20 protein-coding genes and 1 rRNA gene are annotated in these 20,632 nt (G+C 28.1%); 8 read left to right on the plus strand and 13 right to left on the minus strand.

Going from position 1 to position 20,632, the window contains the following annotated elements:
• The 5 genes from Tmeso_RS07925 to ftsE form a co-directional block, all read right to left on the minus strand.
• Positions 1 to 215, minus strand: a 16S ribosomal RNA gene (locus Tmeso_RS07925); the annotation flags it as partial.
• Between the two features lie 439 nt (positions 216 to 654).
• Positions 655 to 1,806, minus strand: a complete 1,152-nt coding sequence (locus Tmeso_RS07930) for a S41 family peptidase (RefSeq protein ID WP_099189965.1) — start codon at positions 1,804 to 1,806, stop codon at positions 655 to 657.
• A gap of 76 nt (positions 1,807 to 1,882) precedes the next feature.
• Positions 1,883 to 3,004: a murein hydrolase activator EnvC family protein gene (locus tag Tmeso_RS07935; protein ID WP_099189967.1), complete on the minus strand. Its 1,122-nt coding sequence runs from the start codon at positions 3,002 to 3,004 to the stop codon at positions 1,883 to 1,885.
• A gap of 23 nt (positions 3,005 to 3,027) precedes the next feature.
• Complete coding sequence (ftsX, locus tag Tmeso_RS07940; protein ID WP_099189969.1) at positions 3,028 to 3,915, minus strand: permease-like cell division protein FtsX; 888 nt, start codon at positions 3,913 to 3,915, stop codon at positions 3,028 to 3,030.
• A complete protein-coding gene (gene ftsE / locus Tmeso_RS07945; RefSeq protein WP_099189971.1) occupies positions 3,908 to 4,591 on the minus strand; it encodes a cell division ATP-binding protein FtsE in 684 nt (227 codons plus the stop codon). The genes ftsX and ftsE overlap by 8 nt, the downstream gene beginning before the upstream one ends.
• 188 nt (positions 4,592 to 4,779) lie before the next feature.
• Between ftsE and Tmeso_RS07950 the strand changes: the two genes are divergently transcribed.
• Positions 4,780 to 5,346, plus strand: coding sequence for a 5-formyltetrahydrofolate cyclo-ligase (locus Tmeso_RS07950; RefSeq protein WP_099189973.1), 567 nt, complete (start codon positions 4,780 to 4,782; stop codon positions 5,344 to 5,346).
• Here the strand turns inward: Tmeso_RS07950 and Tmeso_RS07955 are convergent.
• From Tmeso_RS07955 to Tmeso_RS07965, 3 genes are all read right to left on the minus strand, one after another.
• A complete protein-coding gene (locus Tmeso_RS07955) occupies positions 5,343 to 7,715 on the minus strand; it encodes a Lon protease family protein (protein ID WP_099189975.1) in 2,373 nt (790 codons plus the stop codon). The genes Tmeso_RS07950 and Tmeso_RS07955 overlap by 4 nt on opposite strands.
• A 910-nt stretch (positions 7,716 to 8,625) precedes the next feature.
• Positions 8,626 to 9,054, minus strand: coding sequence for a hypothetical protein (locus Tmeso_RS07960; RefSeq protein WP_099189977.1), 429 nt, complete (start codon positions 9,052 to 9,054; stop codon positions 8,626 to 8,628).
• Positions 9,055 to 9,168: 114 nt separating this feature from the next.
• A complete protein-coding gene (locus Tmeso_RS07965) occupies positions 9,169 to 9,735 on the minus strand; it encodes a hypothetical protein (protein WP_099189979.1) in 567 nt (188 codons plus the stop codon).
• A gap of 159 nt (positions 9,736 to 9,894) precedes the next feature.
• On the opposite strand from Tmeso_RS07965, the gene Tmeso_RS07970 reads away from it, so the two are divergent.
• Together Tmeso_RS07970 and Tmeso_RS07975 are read left to right on the plus strand one after the other, a co-directional pair.
• Positions 9,895 to 10,227 (plus strand): YlbF family regulator, encoded by a 333-nt coding sequence (locus Tmeso_RS07970; RefSeq protein ID WP_099189981.1) that lies wholly within the window; start codon positions 9,895 to 9,897, stop codon positions 10,225 to 10,227.
• Between the two features lie 18 nt (positions 10,228 to 10,245).
• Complete coding sequence (locus tag Tmeso_RS07975) at positions 10,246 to 12,048, plus strand: YcaO-like family protein (protein WP_187296276.1); 1,803 nt, start codon at positions 10,246 to 10,248, stop codon at positions 12,046 to 12,048.
• 20 nt (positions 12,049 to 12,068) lie between these two features.
• Here Tmeso_RS07975 and Tmeso_RS07980 read toward each other — a convergent pair whose 3' ends face one another.
• The 4 genes from Tmeso_RS07980 to Tmeso_RS07995 all read right to left on the minus strand — a co-directional run bounded on the left by Tmeso_RS07980 (position 12,069) and on the right by Tmeso_RS07995 (position 16,085).
• The gene (locus Tmeso_RS07980) at positions 12,069 to 12,368 is read right to left on the minus strand and encodes a hypothetical protein (RefSeq protein WP_099189985.1); all 300 of its coding nucleotides are present in this window, start codon (positions 12,366 to 12,368) and stop codon (positions 12,069 to 12,071) included.
• A 123-nt stretch (positions 12,369 to 12,491) separates the two neighbouring features.
• On the minus strand, positions 12,492 to 13,382 hold the full coding sequence (locus tag Tmeso_RS07985; protein ID WP_099189987.1) for an ABC transporter permease: 891 nt from the start codon (positions 13,380 to 13,382) through the stop codon (positions 12,492 to 12,494).
• A gap of 1 nt (position 13,383) precedes the next feature.
• Positions 13,384 to 14,427, minus strand: a complete 1,044-nt coding sequence (locus tag Tmeso_RS07990; RefSeq protein ID WP_330400328.1) for an ABC transporter permease — start codon at positions 14,425 to 14,427, stop codon at positions 13,384 to 13,386.
• A gap of 86 nt (positions 14,428 to 14,513) precedes the next feature.
• Positions 14,514 to 16,085, minus strand: a complete 1,572-nt coding sequence (locus tag Tmeso_RS07995) for an ABC transporter substrate-binding protein (protein WP_099189991.1) — start codon at positions 16,083 to 16,085, stop codon at positions 14,514 to 14,516.
• A gap of 193 nt (positions 16,086 to 16,278) precedes the next feature.
• Between Tmeso_RS07995 and ytaF the strand changes: the two genes are divergently transcribed.
• The 5 genes from ytaF to Tmeso_RS08020 all read left to right on the plus strand — a co-directional run bounded on the left by ytaF (position 16,279) and on the right by Tmeso_RS08020 (position 19,398).
• Complete coding sequence (gene ytaF / locus Tmeso_RS08000) at positions 16,279 to 16,950, plus strand: sporulation membrane protein YtaF (RefSeq protein WP_187296277.1); 672 nt, start codon at positions 16,279 to 16,281, stop codon at positions 16,948 to 16,950.
• Between the two features lie 215 nt (positions 16,951 to 17,165).
• Positions 17,166 to 18,089 carry a calcium/sodium antiporter gene (locus Tmeso_RS08005; RefSeq protein ID WP_099189995.1) on the plus strand — a complete coding sequence of 308 codons (924 nt, stop codon included), beginning with the start codon at positions 17,166 to 17,168 and terminating at the stop codon, positions 18,087 to 18,089.
• Positions 18,090 to 18,258: 169 nt separating this feature from the next.
• On the plus strand, positions 18,259 to 18,426 hold the full coding sequence (locus tag Tmeso_RS08010) for a DUF1540 domain-containing protein (RefSeq protein WP_099189997.1): 168 nt from the start codon (positions 18,259 to 18,261) through the stop codon (positions 18,424 to 18,426).
• A 190-nt stretch (positions 18,427 to 18,616) separates the two neighbouring features.
• Positions 18,617 to 18,949: a YtrH family sporulation protein gene (locus Tmeso_RS08015; RefSeq protein ID WP_330400329.1), complete on the plus strand. Its 333-nt coding sequence runs from the start codon at positions 18,617 to 18,619 to the stop codon at positions 18,947 to 18,949.
• Entirely contained in the window at positions 18,922 to 19,398 is a 477-nt protein-coding gene (locus tag Tmeso_RS08020) for a hypothetical protein (RefSeq protein WP_242967895.1), read from the plus strand. Before Tmeso_RS08015 ends, Tmeso_RS08020 begins: the two co-directional genes overlap by 28 nt.
• A 103-nt stretch (positions 19,399 to 19,501) precedes the next feature.
• Here Tmeso_RS08020 and Tmeso_RS08025 read toward each other — a convergent pair whose 3' ends face one another.
• Positions 19,502 to 20,596 carry a glycerol dehydrogenase gene (locus Tmeso_RS08025; protein WP_099190003.1) on the minus strand — a complete coding sequence of 365 codons (1,095 nt, stop codon included), beginning with the start codon at positions 20,594 to 20,596 and terminating at the stop codon, positions 19,502 to 19,504.
• Between the last annotated feature and the right edge of the window lie 36 nt (positions 20,597 to 20,632).

Consider the following 20,632-nt stretch of genomic DNA (forward strand, 5'->3'; position numbering starts at 1 on the left):
AAATCTTTGACATTTTTAAGATGCCTTAAAAATGCATTATCTCGTATTAGCATATCTTTCGATATGTTATCCGTGTGTATAGGGCAGGTTACCCACGCGTTACTCACCCGTCCGCCGCTAAGATTAAAAAGCAAGCTTTTTAATCTCCGCTCGACTTGCATGTGTTAGGCACGCCGCCAGCGTTCATCCTGAGCCAGGATCAAACTCTTAAATAAAAATTCGTCTAATGCTAACGCATTGACTCATATCGCCAACGAAATTCTTTCGGCATAGCCTCATAATTTCCGTTGCTCAAAGTTTGTCTACTCAGTAAACTGACTTTTTGTTTGTTTATTCCGAAAATCACTGATGTGATTTATTTATAACCTACTGTTTAATTTTCAAGGTTCATTTATTTCTTTCGTGTGTTTCGTGTTTGCCTCGTTGTTGAGGACAAGTAATAATATATCACCTTCTAATCAATCCGTCAACATTTTTTTAAAGTTTTTTATATTTATTTAAAATTTAATTAATCACCTTTTTAGTGACTCTTTACATAGTATATCTTAGAAAAACATTTTTATTCATTAAATTTGATTTTTTTATTATATTTAGAGAGACTTTTATGTTTGATAATAAATTAAATAGAAAAAGGCTGCTATTAGCAGCCTTTTTCTATTTAATTTGCTTCTTTATATAATCTATCGCAGTTGGAAGTTGTTTATCTACATCTTCTACTACAATATCAGGAGTTATTCCTTTACCGTGTATATACTCTCCATTTGGAGTAAAGTATTGAGACACTGTAAGTTTAAATCCCGATCCATCATTTAAAGATCTTACAGTTTGAACTAATCCTTTTCCAAATGTAGTAGTCCCTATTAAAGTTCCAGCCTTGTTATCTCTTACAGCTCCAGATAATATTTCAGATGCAGAAGCTGAACCTTTATTAACAAGTACTGCAAGAGGTACATCTATTTTGTTTTTATCAGAATTATAATATTTTGTTTTTCCATTTCTGTCTTTTGTATAAACTATAGTTCCCTCTCCAATTAATTTATCCGTTATTTCCTGACATTTATCTAATAATCCACCCGGATTATCTCTTAAGTCAATTATTAATCCCTTTATATCCTTATCTTGTAATTGATTCAAATGAGTTTTAAATTCATCTGCAGTTTTTTCATCAAATTGAGTTATTCTTATATATCCTATATTATCTTCTAGTATCTGAGACTTTACAGTTTTCAGTCTTATTTCTTCTCTTTTTATTTTCATATTTATTGTTTCTTTTCCATTTCTTAAAATAGTTATCTCTACTTCCGTTCCAGCTTTTCCCTTCATCATAGATATAGCTTTATCCATCTCTTTTGCTGTAACATCTTCTCCGTTTACCTTTATTATTTTATCCTCGCTCTTTATTCCAGCCTTAAAGCCAGGTGAATCTTCAATAGGAGATACTACGGTTATATATCCGTCTTCGCCAGGTGTTATAATAACCCCTATACCGCTAAAAGAACCTTCTGTATTTTCCATAAAACGTTCAAACTCTTTTTTGTTCATATACTGTGAATATGGATCATTGAGTCCTTCAAACAATCCTTTTATAGATCCGTCTACCAAATTACCTTCATCTACATCTGTATAGTAATTATCATCTATTACCTTTTCAAGAGAATACAGTTTATTATACTTTTTGTATTCATTAAATGCTTCTTTAGAAACCAATACCTTATCCCCAAATGCAAGTTCCATATTCATAGTTACTATAGAACTTATTAAAATCAGTACAACCCCCCATACAACGGCTTTCTTTTTAGATATCATTAAATGCATCTCCTTTTAAGTATTCTATCTATATTATATGTTTAATTATCTATTTATATAACGTATAGAAATTATATTATTTTGATTTAAGCATAGGTAACGGATCTACATACTTTCCATTCTTTCTAACTTCAAAGTGACAGTGCGGTCCTGTTGATCTTCCAGTTGAACCTGCTTTAGCTATAGATTGTCCCCTTTTTACTTCCTGTCCAGTTTTAACTGAAAGCCTTGAATTATGTCCATATAAAGTTACTATTCCACCGCCATGGTCTATCATAACAGTATTGCCATATCCATTTTGCCATCCAGCAAACATTACCTTACCATCATTTGCTGCAACTATATTCGCACCCATAGGAGCTCCTATGTCAAGTCCAGTATGCAGTTTCTTAGTTTTTAATATAGGGTGAATTCTATATCCAAAATAAGAAGTTATCCTAGTGTATCCAGGCGCTGGCCATCCCATGGCTCCACCCACATAAGAACCTTTAGATTGTTTTTTTAGTATTTCAGCTTCTAAAGCTTTTGCATATTTATTTAATTCATCTATATTAGCTTCTAGCTTTTTAGCATCCTTTTGCAGGTCATTTTTTAATGCTGCCTCTTTGTTTTGGCTAGCTACAAGCCTCTCTTTTTCTACCTGTATACTATTTTTTAAAGAAATTATTTCTTTTTCTTTATTTTTAAGCTCTATTCTTTTTTTTTCGATTTCTTTTTTCTGATTTGATAATTCTGCTAATAATTCTTTATCGCTGTTTACTATTTTTTTAATCATGTCTAAATTAGACAATAATTCATTCATATCTTTTGAACTCAGTATAACCTCTATATAACTCATATCAGAAGTCTTATACATAACATTTATTCTTTCTCCTAATAGAATCTCTTTTTTACCAATTTCATTCTCTAGTTTTGATATTTCCTCAGTCGTTCTCTTTATTTTTGATTGTGCACTGCTTAAATCAGATTGAGCTTTATTTATTTTTTCTTGAGTATTGTGTATTTGATAACCTAATTTTTCAATATTATTATCTACTTTAGCTTGATTTTTCTTATTTTCATTTAAAGCATTTTGTATGTTTTTTTTACTTTGTTGAGTATTCTTAAGTTTTTGTTCATAGCTTGTATTTGCCGCAAACACATTAAAAGAAGTAATAAACATTATAATAATACATGTCCATACTATTTTTTTATTCATTCTAATATCCCACCTTACTAGTTTTAGACATTCAAGTACCTTCTAAGAGAAATAATACTTCCTATTATCCCAACTCCAATACCCATTACTATAGATATGTTTATTAAGCTATCCATAACCCCTGTTACAGGTAAAATATATCCTGAAAAAATAGAATATGATGGCAAATCTAATTTTGAATAAAAATAATCATATCCAAAATAAGTAATTGCAAGAGATATTAAAGCTCCTATTAATCCTAAAACCATTCCCTCTATTATGAATGGCCATCTTATGAACCAATCAGTAGCTCCAACGTATTTCATTATATTTATTTCTCTTCTTCTCCCATGTAGTGCTAACTTTATTGTGTTTGAAATTATAAAAAGTGATACAAAAGCTAAAATTGTTATTATGAACAATCCAGACATCTTTACTATATTAGATAATTGTATAACTTTTTCTACAACATCATCATAATATTTAACTTCTTTTATACCATCGAATTTTTTAACTTTATTTGCTATTTTCTCTGTATTTTCAATATTACTAACTTCTATTATAAATGAGTTATCAAGCGGATTATCTATTCCTTCTAGAAGATATCCATCCTCTCCCCATCTTTTTTTCATTTTATTTAAGGCATCTTGTTTTGATTCAAATTCTACACTTTGTACTCCAGATACCTGACCTAACTTTTTTTCAAGATCGAATATGTGCTGCGATGTCATATCCTCATTTAAATAAATTTGAACATTATCAAACTGCCCTTCGACTAGTGATGTGAAGTTGTTTATATTTATTACCACACTAAAAATTATACTAAGTACGAACAAAGCTGCTGAAACAGATCCTATAGATACAAGTGACATAGTAGGGTTTCTGAATATTCCTTTTAACCCCTCTTTTATATTGTAAATAATACTATTCATATCTGTAGCTTCCCCTTTCTTCGTCCTTTATGACTATTCCTTTTTTAAGCGCTATAACTCTTTTTTTCATTTTATCAACTAAATCACTTGCATGAGTTGCCATTATTATAGTAGTCCCTCTTCTATTAATATCCGTTATAATATTCATTATTTCATTTGAAGTTTTGGGGTCTAAGTTACCCGTTGGTTCATCTGCAATTATTATTGCAGGATTGTTAACTATAGCTCTTGCTATACTAACTCGTTGCTGTTCTCCTCCTGATAATTCTGAAGGATATGATTTTGCTTTTTCACTAAGACCTACCATGCCTAGAACGAAAGGAACTCTTCTTCTTATATTTTTACTGCTTTGCCCTATTATTTCCATGGCAAAAGCCACATTCTCATAAACCGTCTTATTTGGAAGCAATCTAAAATCCTGAAAAACAATACCTATATTTCTTCTATACTTTGGAATCTTTCTTTTTGGTATATCACTTATATCCTTTCCACTAACATATATTTTTCCACTTGTTATGTCTTCTTCCTTCAAAAGTGCCTTTATAAAAGTAGATTTACCTGCCCCAGATGACCCCACCAAAAATACAAATTCTCCTTTTTCAATTTTTAAATTTATATTAAAAAGTGCTAATTTGCCATTTTTATAACTCTTACTAACATCTTTAAATTCTATCACTTTCACCAACTCCATCCAAAAATTTAACTTTGACTTCTCTATTATAACAATAAATACGATAAAACTCCAATTCTGATGTTAAATTGGAATAAATTTAGAACTTTAGATACATATATCTCGAATTATTTTAATATATAGAATCTATATATCAATTATTTTGATATAATTATATAAAGGGGATGATTTTATTGAAAAAAGAATTTAGAAAAAAAGTTATATCAGAGAGAAAAAAACAAGGTTCAGACATAATAAACTCAAACTCAGAATTAATATTTCAAAATTTATTAAAACTAGATGAAATAAAAGAAGCAAATACTATAATGGCATACCTTAACTTTAATAACGAGGTTAAAACAGACAATATAATAAACTATTTCTTATCTAAAGATCAAAAAGTTATAGTTCCAATAACAATACTGAATGAAAAAAAGCTTTTACTATCTCAAATTAAAGATATTGAAACCGAGGTTTCTATAGGCACTTACGGAATTAGAGAACCAAAGTCAGAATTTATAAGACCAGTAAACGTCAAAGAACTAGATATAGTAATAGTACCCGCAGTAGCATATGACATTAATGGATATAGACTCGGTTATGGAGGCGGATATTATGATAGGTTCTTGGAATCTATAAGAGATGACTGCATAACAATTGGAATAGCCTTTGAAATTCAATTATTTGATGAAATTCCAAAAGAAAATCACGACGCACAACTTGACTACATAATAACAGAAAAAAGGATAATTAAAATTTAATTATCCTTTTCATCCTTATCCTCTTCTTCATCTATTAATTTATCTAAAGCTTTATTTACTCTTTCATTTATTTCACTCTCACTAAGCCCTGTAAGAACTTCAAGACCCTCACTTATATTTGATACTGAATATATGTGGAACATTCCATCTTTAACAGCCTGTATTACCTCATCGCTTAGCATAAGATTTTTCACATTTTGTATAGGTATCATAACACCTTGGTTTCCCGTAAGTCCTTTTATCTTACAAACATCAAAGAATCCCTCAATCTTTTGATTTACTCCTCCTATAGGTTGTATCTCACCTTTTTGACTAACAGACCCTGTTACTGCAATATTTTGCCTAATAGGAATAGATGCAATACTAGATATTATTACATAAAGTTCTGTACTCGAAGCACTATCCCCATCTATACCAGAATAGTTTTGCTCAAACGTGATAGACGTATTAATTGATAACTGTCTTTCTTTCCCATATTTTTCACCTAAATATCCACTTAATATCATTACTCCCTTATCATGTATACTTCCACTGTGCTTAATCTCTCTCTCTATATTTATTATTCCACGCTTTCCTCTATAAGTAGACGCTGTTATTCTGGATGGCTTTCCAAATGAGTATTCTCCCGTACCCATTACAGCCAGACCATTGATTTGACCTATTTTTTCACCTTCTACATCCAAAATAAGAGTTTTATCTTCAAACATCTCATTAAGCTTTTGTTCATACTTATTATTTCTATATTTTTTAGACTGTATTGCTTTTTTTACATCTTTGTCTGTAACATAATCTAAATCTTCATCACTCAGATTTTCTGCTTCATAAAGAATATCTACTATTTGATTAAACCTAGCTGTCAGCTTTTGTTTATTTTCACATATTCGAGAACTATACTCTATAATCTTAAGAACAGCCTTTTTATCAAAATGCTTTAAACCTTCTTTTTCACAATGAGATGAAATAAATCTAGCTACTTTATATATATTTTCTTCATTTCTATCTACCTCAATATCAAAATCCGCCATAACCTTAAAAAGCTTTGCGAAATCTTCATCATATGCGTATAATAAATTGTAAATACGGTTGTCTCCTATTAAAATAACTTTTATATCAATATCTATTGGCTCTGGTTTTAATGTAGATGTAACTATATATCCATATTGCTTATTTAGTGTTTCTATATTTATCTTACCAGTTTTTAAAGTTCGTTTAAGAGCTTCCCATGCAAATGGATGAGAAAATAAATCCTTTACATTCAATATCAAAAATCCTCCATTTGCTTTGTGAATAGCACCTGGCTTTAATTCCATAAAACTTGTAGTAAGAACTCCTATTTCATTTTTATACTCTATCATCCCCGTCAAATTATAATAAGTTGGATTAGTTTCATTTACAACTCTACATCCCTTTTGTTCACTGTTATCTATGAATAAATTAACATTGTATCTTGTAAAGAATTTGCTATCATCTTTTTGCATAAATCCAAATATATTCTGTTCTGTATTTTTTTGGGGCTTAAACTTGTCTATATTTTCTACCATATCATCCTTCATATCGTGTAAAAATGTAAGTTTTTGTTCATTATATCCATGATTTTCTATTAATATATTAATATAAAAACTTATTATACTTTCTCCGATTTTTTTATCTAAATTAGATATCTCATTCTTAAATTCTTCTTCTATTTCTTTTATCTTTTTCAAATAACCACTTATATCATTATTCAATCTAGCAGCACTTTGTCTTATATTATTTAATTGTATTTGAGATAGTTTTTTATACTCTTCATCTTCCATAGGAGTATTGTCTTCTTTTAAAGGAATGCTCACAAGACCCCTTTGCGTTATTTGAAATGTAAACCCTCTTGATTTTGCAAACTCATTTAATTCATTTATAACAGTTTGAGTCATAGTCTCATACTCTATTGTTATAGCTTTATTTTCATCTTCATATTCCCTAGATTCGAACGTTCTTGGAATATCTGATTTCAACCTTTCCAATACACCCTCTACATCTTTTTTAAACTTCTTACCGTTACCTGCTCTAAATTTAAGAGCTATAGGTTCATTAGGACTTTTATAATTGTATACATAAACATAATCAAAATTGTCCCTTTTATATCTAGATATTTTTTCTATCATAGCCATTGTATAACTAGTTCTTCCCGTACCGCTCATCCCAGCCACATATACATTATATCCTCTTCTTTGTATGTTAAGACCAAAGTCCATAGCACACACAGCTCTATCTTGACCTATTATTCCCTTTAGTGGGCTTATATCCCTCGTTGTCTCAAACTCTAATTTATCAATATCATATTCATTTTTCAAATCTTTAATATCTATTTTGAACTTTTCTATATTATTCATAAAAAACTCCTTTTTCATATTAACATTAGTTTTTAATTAGTCTTACCAAAAAAATAAAAAAAAAACTAATGACATAATATTTATCAGTAGTTTTTTATATTTATTCAGATTATAATATTTTTATCTCCTTAATTTTCTTAAAAATGTAGAATATATATTTTGTACAAAATTAAATATATGTATTTATCCCAAAATACAGGGAATTAAAATACCGTTCATGCGTTAAATCTTTTTAATAAAACTAAGCATTACATCTTATTAAATATCCTAAAAGTTCTAAACTCTCTTAGGTCAAACAACGAACTTTCTTAACGGATATTTAAACGCTGTAATACAAGTTTTATACAAAAACATTTAAATCATTCTCTAACATTTTAATTCCCTGTATTTTGTAAGTATGGTGCTCATATTTTAAATAGATTCAAAACATACTATTCCAAAAAATCAAATAAAAAATAATTATATAATAAATACCGTTTTTTTCATTTCATTTATTAGTATGTATTTAGATAAGCTCTTTTATTAAAATATATTTAATAATTTTTTATATAGAGGTAAGATTAATTTTATATTATAGTATCAATATAAAAAAACTATCTATGAAAATGTTAGTGAATGCTTTTAGATATTTTGACCAATACAACTTAGGTTTTATTGTTTAATAATCCGTTAAAAAATTTGCGTGTCTGACCAAAGGGAGTTTCGTAAATTTTAGGATTATTAATAAGATAAAATCTTAGTTGTATTCAAAATATAGTTGCATGAACGGTATTTACATAGATAGTTTTTGATAACCCACAATTTGAAAATCATATAATTTCCCTAATCGTAAAAAAGTAGCTACCTGAATTTCGTTTATATAAAATTTAGGTAGCTATTATATAGCATTGATTAAAAATCTCAGAGTATTTTACTTTTCCTCAAACCTACTAATCAATTCTACTTTATCAGGAAGCTCTGTTAAAGTACTTTCAACTACTATGTATGGATGAGAATCTTCTGGCTTTTTATAAACAGAATAAACTTTCATATTCATCTTGTCATCTTCTTTTACCATTTCTATCTTGTCTATCTCAACTCCATAATCTTTATTTTCTCCTCTTGTAACTATTACATATACTTTATCCTTAATCTTACAAGCAAGCGCTCTTTCTTCATTAACGTATTTTGGCATTATATCAAGTATTTTATCTGGTATGCTGTCTCTTTCTACTACTGTAAACTCTACAGCTTCAGCTTTATCACCTAAAAATCTGGGAACTACTAAAAAACCCCCAACAACTAGTATAATAGCGATAATTCCATACAGTACCGCCTTAGTGTTCCATTTAATTTTCAAACCATATCACCTCCAAATCTTTTTATAATTATATGAATATGATTTGAATATTAGAACTTTTAGGATATTCAACAACCGTAAAATTAAAATTAAGTTTTGCTTTATAAATTTTATTTATTTAGATATACTTTTTTTATTAAATACAACTAGAATACCAGCAATTACACCACCAAATATATTAAATATCAAATCTATATTAGTATCCATTAAACTATGTTGATTTTTAGTATTAATTATACTATCTAAAATAAATTCTAAAATTTCTAAAAAAACTCCTGCTGTAATACCTACAGATATTACCATAGTAAAAATAAATATTTTAGATTTAGAAAGAAATTCACCATTCAAATTAAATATATTGTAAAAGAGTAATGAAAATGAAAATGTTCCGAACATATGTAAACCTTTATCAAACCAATTATTAGTATTATAAAACTTATAATACTGTCCTACTATATTATGAAATACAAAAGTCATAATAACTAATACTTTTATGTAATTTTTTATCTTTTTATTCTTTTTCTTTTCAAAATAAAGTATTATTAAATAACTAAAATATATTGCTATAGAATTATAAATAAAATTATATTCTTTTTTAATTAAAAATCCAAAGACCGCCAAAATTATAATTACTGAAAAAGAAATAGTTAGAAATCTTGAAATATTAATTTTTCTTAACATAAAAAATACACCTCCGTAGTCATATTATTTTATATTCAATAGTTAATTTACATACTTATAATTACAAATATATTGCCCTATTTCATATTTATCATCACATTTTTCTTTTTTGTGAATATAATAGTAAAGTGTATCTTATTTTTACTCGGGGGTGCTATTATGACCAATAAAACCAAGGAATTAGTAGAATTAATTTGTACTACAGATGAATTCAAAAATCTTAAAAAATCAAAAAAAAATATAGATAAAAGTAAGACTCTAAAAAAGAAAGTAGACGACTTTAAGAAAAGACAATTAAAAATACAAAGCTCAAAATTATCAAAAGAACAATTGAATTCAGAAATGATAAGACTTAATAATGACTTTAAAGCATTACACGAAATATCTCAAGTAAACGAGTTTTTTCAATGCACCAAAAAATTTAACGATATGATGTTTGATTTATTTAAAGAAATCAATATACTTCTAGATTCAAGGTTAAATTCAAAATAAATTAAGAAGGTGATCTATTTGAGTTCATTAAAAGATAGGAAATACAAAGATGAATTACCGCTCAATACTATAAATAAAATAAGAAAAATACTTAGTGACTTAGGAATTATTACAATAGAAACCGATTGGAAAAACTCAGCTAAAGGATTTTGTTCTGTAAGAGTTCAAATTATAAACACTTCAATTTCAACTAATGGAAAAGGGACTTCCCATGAATATGCTCTTGCAAGTGCTTATGCAGAGCTTATGGAAAGAATTCAAAACCAAACTTTCTTTAGATTAGACGATACTTTAAGCGAAGATGCTATGTCTTATAAACACTTTTATTATGCTCCCGATGAAGAGTACTTTAGTGTAGATGATATTATAAAAAGAAATGACGATTGGTCTTCATATCATCTAAATAGAATAAATTCAACTATAGACGAGTATGAAATTTTGAACAAATGGGCAAAAACATCTTATGAGCATACACCTCTTGATTTTGTGAGCATTCCATATAAAAATTTAAACACCGATAAATTATCTTACATACCTATTAATATGGTATCAAAAATATATATGTCAAACGGAATGTGTGCAGGAAATACATTTGAAGAAGCCTTAATCCAAGGTATATCCGAAACTTTAGAAAGACATGTGAATAAAGTCATAATAACCGAAAAGATAACTCCACCTAATATCCCAAGATCCTATATACAAAAATTTCCTAGATTAGATTTTATGATAAACCAAATAGAGTCTAAAGGTAACTACCAAATTATAGTAAAAGACTGTTCATTGAATGAAAATTATCCAGTAGTAGCTGTTGTATTTATAAATAAAGATAATCAGAACTACTTTATCAAATTCGGCTCTCATCCAGTATTTGAAATTTCACTAGAAAGAACTTTAACTGAGCTTTTACAAGGGCAAGATATAAGTAATATGATAGGACTTAAAGAGTATTCATACAACAGCACCATATCCGATGAATATCAGAATTTACTTGGAATACTAACCAATGGATCTGGATATTATCCAAATGAATTTTTTGATTCAAATCCAGATTATGATTTTAATGAATTTAAAGATATTTCAACTTTAAATAACAAAGAAATTCTAAATCATACTATAAAACTATTAAACAATAAAGGATTTGATATATTCGTTAGAGACTGCTCTTTTTTAAATTTTCCTTCTTATCACGTTATAGTTCCAGGCCTTAGTGAAGTAGATAAATTCGATGATATAGATTCACTAAATACCTATATAAAATATATTCAAATAAAAAAACATATAAGGAATTTAGGTAATATATCGAATCAGGAAATTTCAAATTTAATAGATTTAATACATGAAGTTGAATACAATCCAAATTTATCTATAACACAGCTATTAAATTTAAATACTGATAACAATACACCTTGGTATTATTCAAACATGAATTTATTTTTAAGTGCATTAAATTATTATCAAAAAAACTTTGATAAATCCTATAGACATTTCAATAAATATTTGAATTCTTTAAATTTAAAATATCATAATAAAAATACTATAAATCACTATAAATGTGTTAAAGATTATATATCTATGCGAGCTGATAATATAGATGATGAACATATAGAACAAAACTTAAATCTATTCTATAATAAAAATTTAGTAAACAGTGTTATGAATGAATTTAGGTATCCAGAAAATATATTGAATTCAACCTATATAGATGAATATAAATATAGAAATAAAAAAACATATGCCAATACATATGATAATATATATAAAACATTAAAAGACAGATATATATTATCCAATATAAATCAAAAGAGCTTATCTTTAGATTAATCTAAAGATAAGCTCTTTATTTATACGACTTCTACACTCTTAATTTCTGCAACTATATTTTTTTGAACATTTTCTATATTTTCTAAAATCTCATCTTCATCTATATTATCTACTATTTTTTTAAAGTGAGAATTTTTAATCTTTCTACTTAATCCTATGTATTCAAGTTTATTTTCATCTATATCTTCTAAAATAGTAATAATTTCGTTATTCACATACTCATTTATAGCGTCTTCATTATTTACTAACTCATTTAAAATCAATTCATCTTCATTAATATTAACTTCCATGTTGATAGTTACCTTAATCTGTCTTATCATATATAATTCCTCCATTAATTAATTTTATGTAAAAAAAATAACAAGATAATTATATACTATTAATCTATGAATTAGGGCCAAAATTAACATGTAATTTATACCATTAATTTAATTTATTAACAACTATATATTATTGAATTTTCTGTTACTTTTAACCCTTATATATTCTCCTATATTAGTTATACAAAATATAGTACTTATCATAAAAACTCCTGGAAACAATGCAATCCACCATTTATTTAAAAGTATACTCTCTCTAGCATCCATAAGCATAGAACCCCAAGATGGTACATCTATAGGAAGTCCTAACCCTAAGAAGCTTAATGTAGTCTCTGCCATAATTGCATTAGCTGAATTTATTGCTGACATATATATTATGCTAACCATATAATTAGGTATCAAATGCTTTTTAATTATATATATAAAATCCGCCCCCATAATCTTAGATGCTAAAACAAACTCTCTTTGCTTTAATTCAAGCACTTCACTTCTTACTATTTTAGCTATATTCATCCAACTAGTTATACTTATTACGAATATAATACTACTAACCTTATTGCTTTGAAGTATAGACTGAATAAGTGTCATTATAAGTAAAGATGGAATGCTAATCATTATATCTATAAATCTCATCATAATATCATCTATAACCCCATCACAATAACCACTTATACTTCCATATATGGCTCCTATCACAGTAGATATAACCATAGATAATACCCCTATGATAATAGATATTCTTCCTCCATACAATACTCTTGATAATATATCTCTGCCTAGATGATCTGTTCCAAATATATACTCTTTACACGGTGATACGAACACATCAGATAACTTCATATTAGTTGGATCTGAACTAGTAATTAAAGGTGCTAGCATGCATAGTGATACTATTATAAACAATACAAGAGGTGAAATAAATATATCTCCTTTAAATCTTAAATTTTTAAAAGAAAATTTCTTTTTTTCAATATTATTAGTTTCTCTTAAAACTCCGATAGGGGTAAAATCCATTTTAATTCATTCCTCTCTCTTTTAATCTTGGATCTATTAAGCTACTTAATATATCAGATACTACGCTTACTAATACGACTATAATACCCGTTAACATAACTCCTCCCATTAAAAGAGGATAGTCATGATACTTAGCTGATTCAAATATCAGCTGTCCAAGACCCGGATATGAAAATATGTACTCTACAACAAATCCTCCTGCTATCAAGTGGCTAAAAGATAGAGACATCAGTATTATAATAGAAGGCATTATCTTTTTAAGTGGATGCCTAACTATTATTTGAAACCTAGAAAGTCCCTTAGCTCTAGCAAGAAGTATATAATCTTCTTTAAGTTCCTCTAAAACTTTATTTCTTACAAAATTCGAATAATATCCCAAATGTCCAAACACTATAACTGTAAGTGGTAATATAAGATGATTTATTCTATTTAAAATATTATTTTCTTTTCCTATATCATAAACACCAGATGATGGCAGCATCCTGAGGTTTACACTAAATACTAGTATTAATATTAAACTAATCCAAAATCCAGGTATACAATAAAGAAATGTAGTACACCTTGTAATAATCCTATCTATTAATTTCCCTTCATTTAATGCTGTTAGAAGCCCCAATATTATAGATAATATAAATGTCAGGGTAATGCAAAGACCTATTAACAAAACCGTATTTGGTAAATTATTTTTTATAATATTTTGAACTGGCATTTTGTACTTATATGAATATCCTAAATCACCTTTTATAGAATTTTTAACCCACATTCCATACTGATAAATTAACGGCTTATTAAGTCCCAAATCATCAATAGCTTTTTCTCTTAATTCGTTAGAAATTTTTTCAACTCCAGATCCATATACTGATACAAGAGGATCTCCTGGAGCTAAATGAGAAATCATAAATACCCCAAATGATAATATCATTATAGTTAATATAGCTTGTTTGATTTTTTTCAATATGAACTTCATCATTTGAGATATCAACTCCTTTTCAACATATAAAAAAAGCCATGAAAGCAAAATCCTTACAGGATTTCTTGCCTTCATGGCTTATATTCATCAAAAGATAATCTTCATGATTAACACTTCAATTATCTTCATAATAGCATAAATACCATAGAATGTAAATATATTTACTTAATATCCCACTCTTCTATATTCCATAAAAAGCCTATTCCGTGATGCCCAAGAACAGTACTTTCAATACCAACTATGTTATCCTTAGATCCATAAATAGCATCTATATAAGCTAAGAATGTAAATGGCGGATCAAGTGCTAATTCTTTTTGGAACTCCATATAATAAGGTTTTCTATCTTCTTCTTTAAAAGTAGTTCTTCCCTTAGTTATAAGTTCATCTACTTTTTGATTTGAATATGCATTCAAGTTCATTCCTGATTCTATTTGAGATGAGTGGAACACCTTATAAGTATGATCATCTGGATCATAAGGGCTTCCCCATCCTATTAAAAATGCCTCTAAATTTCCCCAGTCTATCTCTGATTGTATATCCACACTTGCATTTACTCCTATTTTTTCAAACTGATGGCTTACTACGTTTGACATATTCACTCTTACTGGGTCTCCTTCAAAGCAAGTTAATTTAAAAGATAATTTTTTACCGTTTTTTTCAAAAATATTATCCTTATTTAATTTCCAACCATCTTGGACTAATATTTCTTTCGCTTTTTGAGGGTTATACTCATACTTTTCTACGTCTTCGTTATTGTATGAACTCATTTGTAAAGGTCCATAAGCTACTTTTCCCATTCCATCAAGTACACTATCTACTATCTCTTGTCTATTAACAGCATAGTTTAACGCCTTTATAACTTCTTTATCCTTAAATAAATCATTATTAAAGTTATACATTACCCCTCTGTAGTCAGCAGTCTTTTCTCTATATATTTTGATACCTTCAACACCTTCAAAAACTTCTGTATCCTTTGGTTCAAGTTGAGCTAAATCAATTTCTCCTGATTTTAACTGCATAGCTCTAACTTTTTCATCTTTTATAATCTTAAATATAACTTTATCAATCTTAGGAATAGTATTGTAATAATCTTTATTTGATGATAGCTGTATGTATTGTCCAGACTCCCATTTGTCGAACTTATAAGGTCCTGTTCCAACTGGATTTTGATTAAACTTATCATTATTTAAATCCTTACCCTCTAACAAGTGCTTAGGAAGCATTCCAACAGATAAATAATCAAGTATAGCAACACACGGAGCATTTAAATGTAACTTAACATTGTACTTGTCTACAACCTCAACACTGTCTATCTCTTCATAATTTGATGCTATCTCAGACGCATTATCAGGATTTTTTATACTATCTATTGTAAATTTAACATCATCTGCTGTAAATTCTTTGCCATCATGCCACTTTACTCCTTCATTAAGTACAAATTCATATGTATTAGTGCTCTCATCAAAACTCCACTCTTTAGCTAAATCAGGTATAACCTTTCCATCCTTATCATGCTTAGTAAGTCCTGTGAATATAACTTTATGTATCTCTGCATGCTCATCAAGTGCTGGATTTATTCTTCCAGTCTCACTTACATTACCCGTACCATAAGTTAATACCTTCTCTGCTTGTCCATCATTATTTGATTGTTCTTCAGTAGTAGAACTGCATCCACTCAACATTACAACAACCATAGCAAAACTTAAAAATAAACTCAAAATTTTTCTTTTCATTTTTATCCCCCTTTATTTTTATTAAAACAAAAAACCATGAGTGCATAGGCCCATAATCTTGTGGGCTTTATTACCTTCATGGTTAATATATTCATATATTCATTTGACATAATTTTATCATAATTATCAAAATATGTAAACATCATTTTTTTCATTCCATATCACATATTATCTCTTTGGGAATATTATAACCTTGAAGATAACAACATTAATATTAAAGGATGTGATTAAAATAACTGAATCATTTTTAATAGCTATAGCAATATGTATAGATGCTTTTGCCATAGGGTTATCCTACGGAATGAAAAACATAAAATTCCCCAAAATTTCCTTAATAATAATTAGTTTTATTTCCGTATGTGTTCTTATATTCTCAATGGTTATAGGAAATTTACTAGAAACATTATTACCTAATAACCTCACAACTATTCTAAGTTTCATAATATTAGTTGGCTTAGGCTTTTCTTTAATAATAGAAGGTTATATAAAACATTTATTTATTCAAAAAAAAGAGAATAATGATAAAAATCTAGTTAATATAAAATTGTCAAAGTTAGAAATCACAGTAAATATTGAACTTGATAACGAACTAGATAATGAAGATATTACAGAAAATATAAATTTCAAAGAATCTATATGCCTAGGTATCGCACTTTCGCTGGACTCACTTGGAGTAGGTTTTGGCAGTGCTCTAGCAAATGTTAATTATTTGCAAGTTATTACCTTTGTCTTTATCCTTAATTTATTATCAATTCCACTAGGTACAACTATAGGTAAGAAATTTAAATTATATGTCAAAAATATGAAAACATTTTGGCTAGCAGGAGGCATATTAATTATACTAGGAATATTAAAATTGACATAAATCGCTTAGATAAGCGCTTTATGTCAATTTTTATATTTATCCGAAAGCTAAGAGTTCTAAGACTCCACCCTCTTAAGGCTAGAGATAAGAACTCTACAGCTTCTGGATAAGTTTCACTTGATAAAATTAATACAAATATAATATTTTTTATTGATAAATTAAATTATTAGATAATATATATAGTGTATATAAGATTATATAAAGGAGGTTGACTAATGCCGTTTATTATCTTGATTTTAAGCTTCATTATTATAATTAAATCTGCAGATTTATTTATTGATGCCGCATCTGATTTAGGTTATTATTTAGGTATTTCACCTTTAATAGTAGGGTTAACAGTGGTAGCCTTTGGAACCAGTGCTCCTGAAGCTTCCGTTAATATTATTGCTTCCTTACAAAATAAAGGTGATATTTCGATTGGTAATATTGTTGGTAGCAATATTATTAATATCGGAATTGTAATAGGAATAACAGCACTAATCTTTACAATTAAAGCCGAATGGTCGGCTATACGAATTGACATTCCCTTCGCTTTTCTTAGTAGCATAATTTTTGTGTTTCTTGCACTTGATGGTTTATCAAATAAAGATGGTTTCATTCTTGCAATACTTTTCTTCATATATTTAAACTACTTATGGTTAACAAGTAAATCTAGCTATAAGAAAAACGTAGATACAAAAAAGCAAGATATAAATCTAAGAAACATAATATTTTATTTATTAGTAGGAATAGTAGGTATTGCCTTTGCTGGACATTTAATTGTAGAGGCTAGTGTGAAAATAGCAATACTATTCGGTTTTAGTGAAGCTTTTATTGGACTAACAGCCATTTCATTTGGTACATCTTTGCCAGAATTAGTTACATGTCTTATGGCTTGTTATAAAAAAAATGCTAGCATCGCAATTGGTAATATGATTGGTAGCAATATATTCAATATACTATTAGTTCTATCAATTTCATCGATTATTTCACCTATTCCTTTTAATCCTCAACTTACAATCGATTTAGTTTTCATGACGATTTTAACTCTTTTTCTATTCATATTCGCTTATACTAACAAAAAAATTTCTCGTATAGAAGGCTTTCTTTTAGTAATATCCTATTTTATATATTTTTCTTTCATATACATACGTAGATAGTAATGTTAATGACATTCACCATATAAAATATCTATATTAAGTACATTAAAAAATAATGTTTACCCTTAAAGTTTGTCTGTATGGTAATTATTGTATTAATCTGTTTATTAGAATAAATAAACTGAAAATACTAATACTATCGTTAGACTAATTTAAAGGAGGTTTTAATATGCAAAATAATATAAATTCTAGTATTGGATGTACTGTAGATGAATGTAAGTATCATGCTAAAACAGTTCAAAAGTGCAGTCTTGATGAAATTCAAGTAGTTAAGCATACAACTAATGCTACATCTAAAGAAGCTACTGATTGTGGAAGTTTTGAAAGAGAGCATTAAATTTAAACATTGACTATAAAATATAACTTTTCACTAAAAACAAGGTAAAAATAGCATATAAAGATGAGCTACATTATGGATGTCAATTCCAAAATGTAGCTCTATTTATTTTTTAAACAATAAAATAAATTTGAAATAAAATTAATTTTCCTTACATATTCTAATAAAAAGCGCAAAGGTGGTTATGAATGTGTTTTTTATTAATAATCTAATATATACATTTTTAATTGCATTAGGGGTAGTAATTGGTGCTAGCTTTTTTGCTGGAATTGGAGCTTTGATTAATAACCATCCTCCACTTAAAACTATGATTGATATATCGAGTTCAATTAAAGTTTGGGCAGTAGCTGTTAGCCTTGGAGGAACCTTCTCATCATTTGAAATTATCGAACAAGGCATATTCAAAGGAGAAATCAAATCCGTAATAAAACAAGTAGCTTATATTATCTCTGCCCTTACTGGTGCAAATCTCGGATATTTAATAATTAAGTTATTATGGAAGAGTGGAAAACTATGGAGATAATAAAACTAAAATATTTTATTTCAATAATATCAGGAATAATAATTGGATTAATATTAGGATCATCTATTATTATTGCGTTAGTTAGTTATAGAGTTGACAGCTACTACGAAGAAATACAAAAGCTTAACATTTCAATAGAAGAAAGAGATGAACGGTTAGAAAAACTTGAACAATCTTTAAATAATAAGAAATTAATACTTAAAGACATCGAGATTATATTAGCACACGAAGAGGATGAAATAGATAAAATTACTATTGAGAAGTATGCTAAAGAGAAATATATTAAATTGTTAGGCCGTGAAGTAGAAACTATTGACGTTGATATAATAGAAGAAATTATTGATAAGAGAATTTTCAAATTAAAAAACAAGGAGTATCAACTTGAAGTAACTAAAATCGTTTTGACAGATGTATTAAAAATTTGGATACAAACTAGACCAATAAATTGATTTAATTTTTTATTAAAATAACCTTCTAAATGTGAACTATAAGTAATTTTCATTGTATCCACATTAGAAGGTTACTTTAATGCTTTATATTATTTTTATAAATCTACGAAAGTTCTTTTCCTAATTTATCAGCTACTAATATAGCTGCATAAACATCATCAGCTGTCACCTGAAACGGCATATTATGAATTGTTTCTCCTTCAGCCACTGCTAATTCTGCTACTTGGAGCAATTTTTCTTTTGTTACATTGTGTGCATTTATATTTTCTAGTGTTACAGGAAGACCTACATTATTGCAAAACTCTATCACTTCTTTAATCTCCTCCATAGGAGCATTCTCTAATACTAATTGAGCCAATGTTCCAAAAGCCACCTTTTCGCCATGAGAGAAATGATGACATTCTTCAAGTGCTGTTAAACCATTGTGAATTGAATGTGCAGCAGCCAATCCTCCACTTTCGGCTCCAACTCCACTTAAATAAGTATTTGCTTCAATAATTTTTTCTACTGATTCATTAGATACCTTATTTTCTACAGCTAGTTTTGCTTTTACTCCATTAGCAAGTAAAGTTTTATAGCATAGTTCAGATAAAGCGAAAGCTGCTTCTGTTACATGAGCACCTAGTAACGATAGTTCATTTGAACGTTTGCAAGCACGAGCTTCAAAATATGTTGCTAATGCATCTCCCATTCCTGAAACTAATAATCGTGCTGGCGCTCCTGCAATTATTTTTGTATCCATAAGTACTACCGCTGGATTAGTTGGTAAAAATAAATACTCATCAAATACTCCTTCTTCTGTATAAATTACTGTAAGAGCGGTACACGGTGCATCAGTAGATGCAATAGTTGGAACAACCATCACTGGATATTCAGTATAAAAAGCAATTGCTTTTGCTGTATCGAGCGTTTTTCCGCCACCAATACCAACAATCATATCACAACCTTTTTCTTTAACAATGGCTTTTAAACGATTTATTTCTACTTTTGAGCATTCACCATTAAACACTTCTATAACATACTCTCTATTATTTGAAGAATAACTTTCATCAACAGTATTTTTTGTTAATTCCATAACAAATGTGTCTGCAATAATAAACGGTTTTTTGGCAAAATTCTTTGTGTAATTCTCAATACGTGATAATTCACCATAACCTTGAACATATTTACTTGGACTATTAATAATTTTAGTTGACATTTCTTCCACTCCTATCATTTTATACATTTCTTATAA

The sequence above is a fragment of the Tepidibacter mesophilus genome (assembly GCF_002724055.1).
GTDB classification, from domain to species: Bacteria; Bacillota; Clostridia; order Peptostreptococcales; family Peptostreptococcaceae; genus Tepidibacter_A; species Tepidibacter_A mesophilus.

Coding starts and splice junctions, on each gene's coding strand:
- Tmeso_RS07995 (WP_099189991.1), bottom strand. CDS start 16,085: ATGAAAAGAAAAATTTTGAGTTTATTTTTAAGTTTTGCTATGGTTGTT.
- Tmeso_RS08020 (WP_242967895.1), top strand. CDS start 18,922: ATGGAAGAGTGGAAAACTATGGAGATAATAAAACTAAAATATTTTATT.
- Tmeso_RS07990 (WP_330400328.1), bottom strand. CDS start 14,427: ATGAAGGCAAGAAATCCTGTAAGGATTTTGCTTTCATGGCTTTTTTTA.
- Tmeso_RS08025 (WP_099190003.1), bottom strand. CDS start 20,596: ATGTCAACTAAAATTATTAATAGTCCAAGTAAATATGTTCAAGGTTAT.
- Tmeso_RS07970 (WP_099189981.1), top strand. CDS start 9,895: ATGACCAATAAAACCAAGGAATTAGTAGAATTAATTTGTACTACAGAT.
- Tmeso_RS07985 (WP_099189987.1), bottom strand. CDS start 13,382: ATGGATTTTACCCCTATCGGAGTTTTAAGAGAAACTAATAATATTGAA.
- Tmeso_RS07935 (WP_099189967.1), bottom strand. CDS start 3,004: ATGAATAAAAAAATAGTATGGACATGTATTATTATAATGTTTATTACT.
- Tmeso_RS07930 (WP_099189965.1), bottom strand. CDS start 1,806: ATGATATCTAAAAAGAAAGCCGTTGTATGGGGGGTTGTACTGATTTTA.
- Tmeso_RS08005 (WP_099189995.1), top strand. CDS start 17,166: ATGCCGTTTATTATCTTGATTTTAAGCTTCATTATTATAATTAAATCT.
- Tmeso_RS07965 (WP_099189979.1), bottom strand. CDS start 9,735: ATGTTAAGAAAAATTAATATTTCAAGATTTCTAACTATTTCTTTTTCA.
- Tmeso_RS07980 (WP_099189985.1), bottom strand. CDS start 12,368: ATGATAAGACAGATTAAGGTAACTATCAACATGGAAGTTAATATTAAT.
- Tmeso_RS08010 (WP_099189997.1), top strand. CDS start 18,259: ATGCAAAATAATATAAATTCTAGTATTGGATGTACTGTAGATGAATGT.
- Tmeso_RS07955 (WP_099189975.1), bottom strand. CDS start 7,715: ATGAATAATATAGAAAAGTTCAAAATAGATATTAAAGATTTGAAAAAT.
- ftsX (WP_099189969.1), bottom strand. CDS start 3,915: ATGAATAGTATTATTTACAATATAAAAGAGGGGTTAAAAGGAATATTC.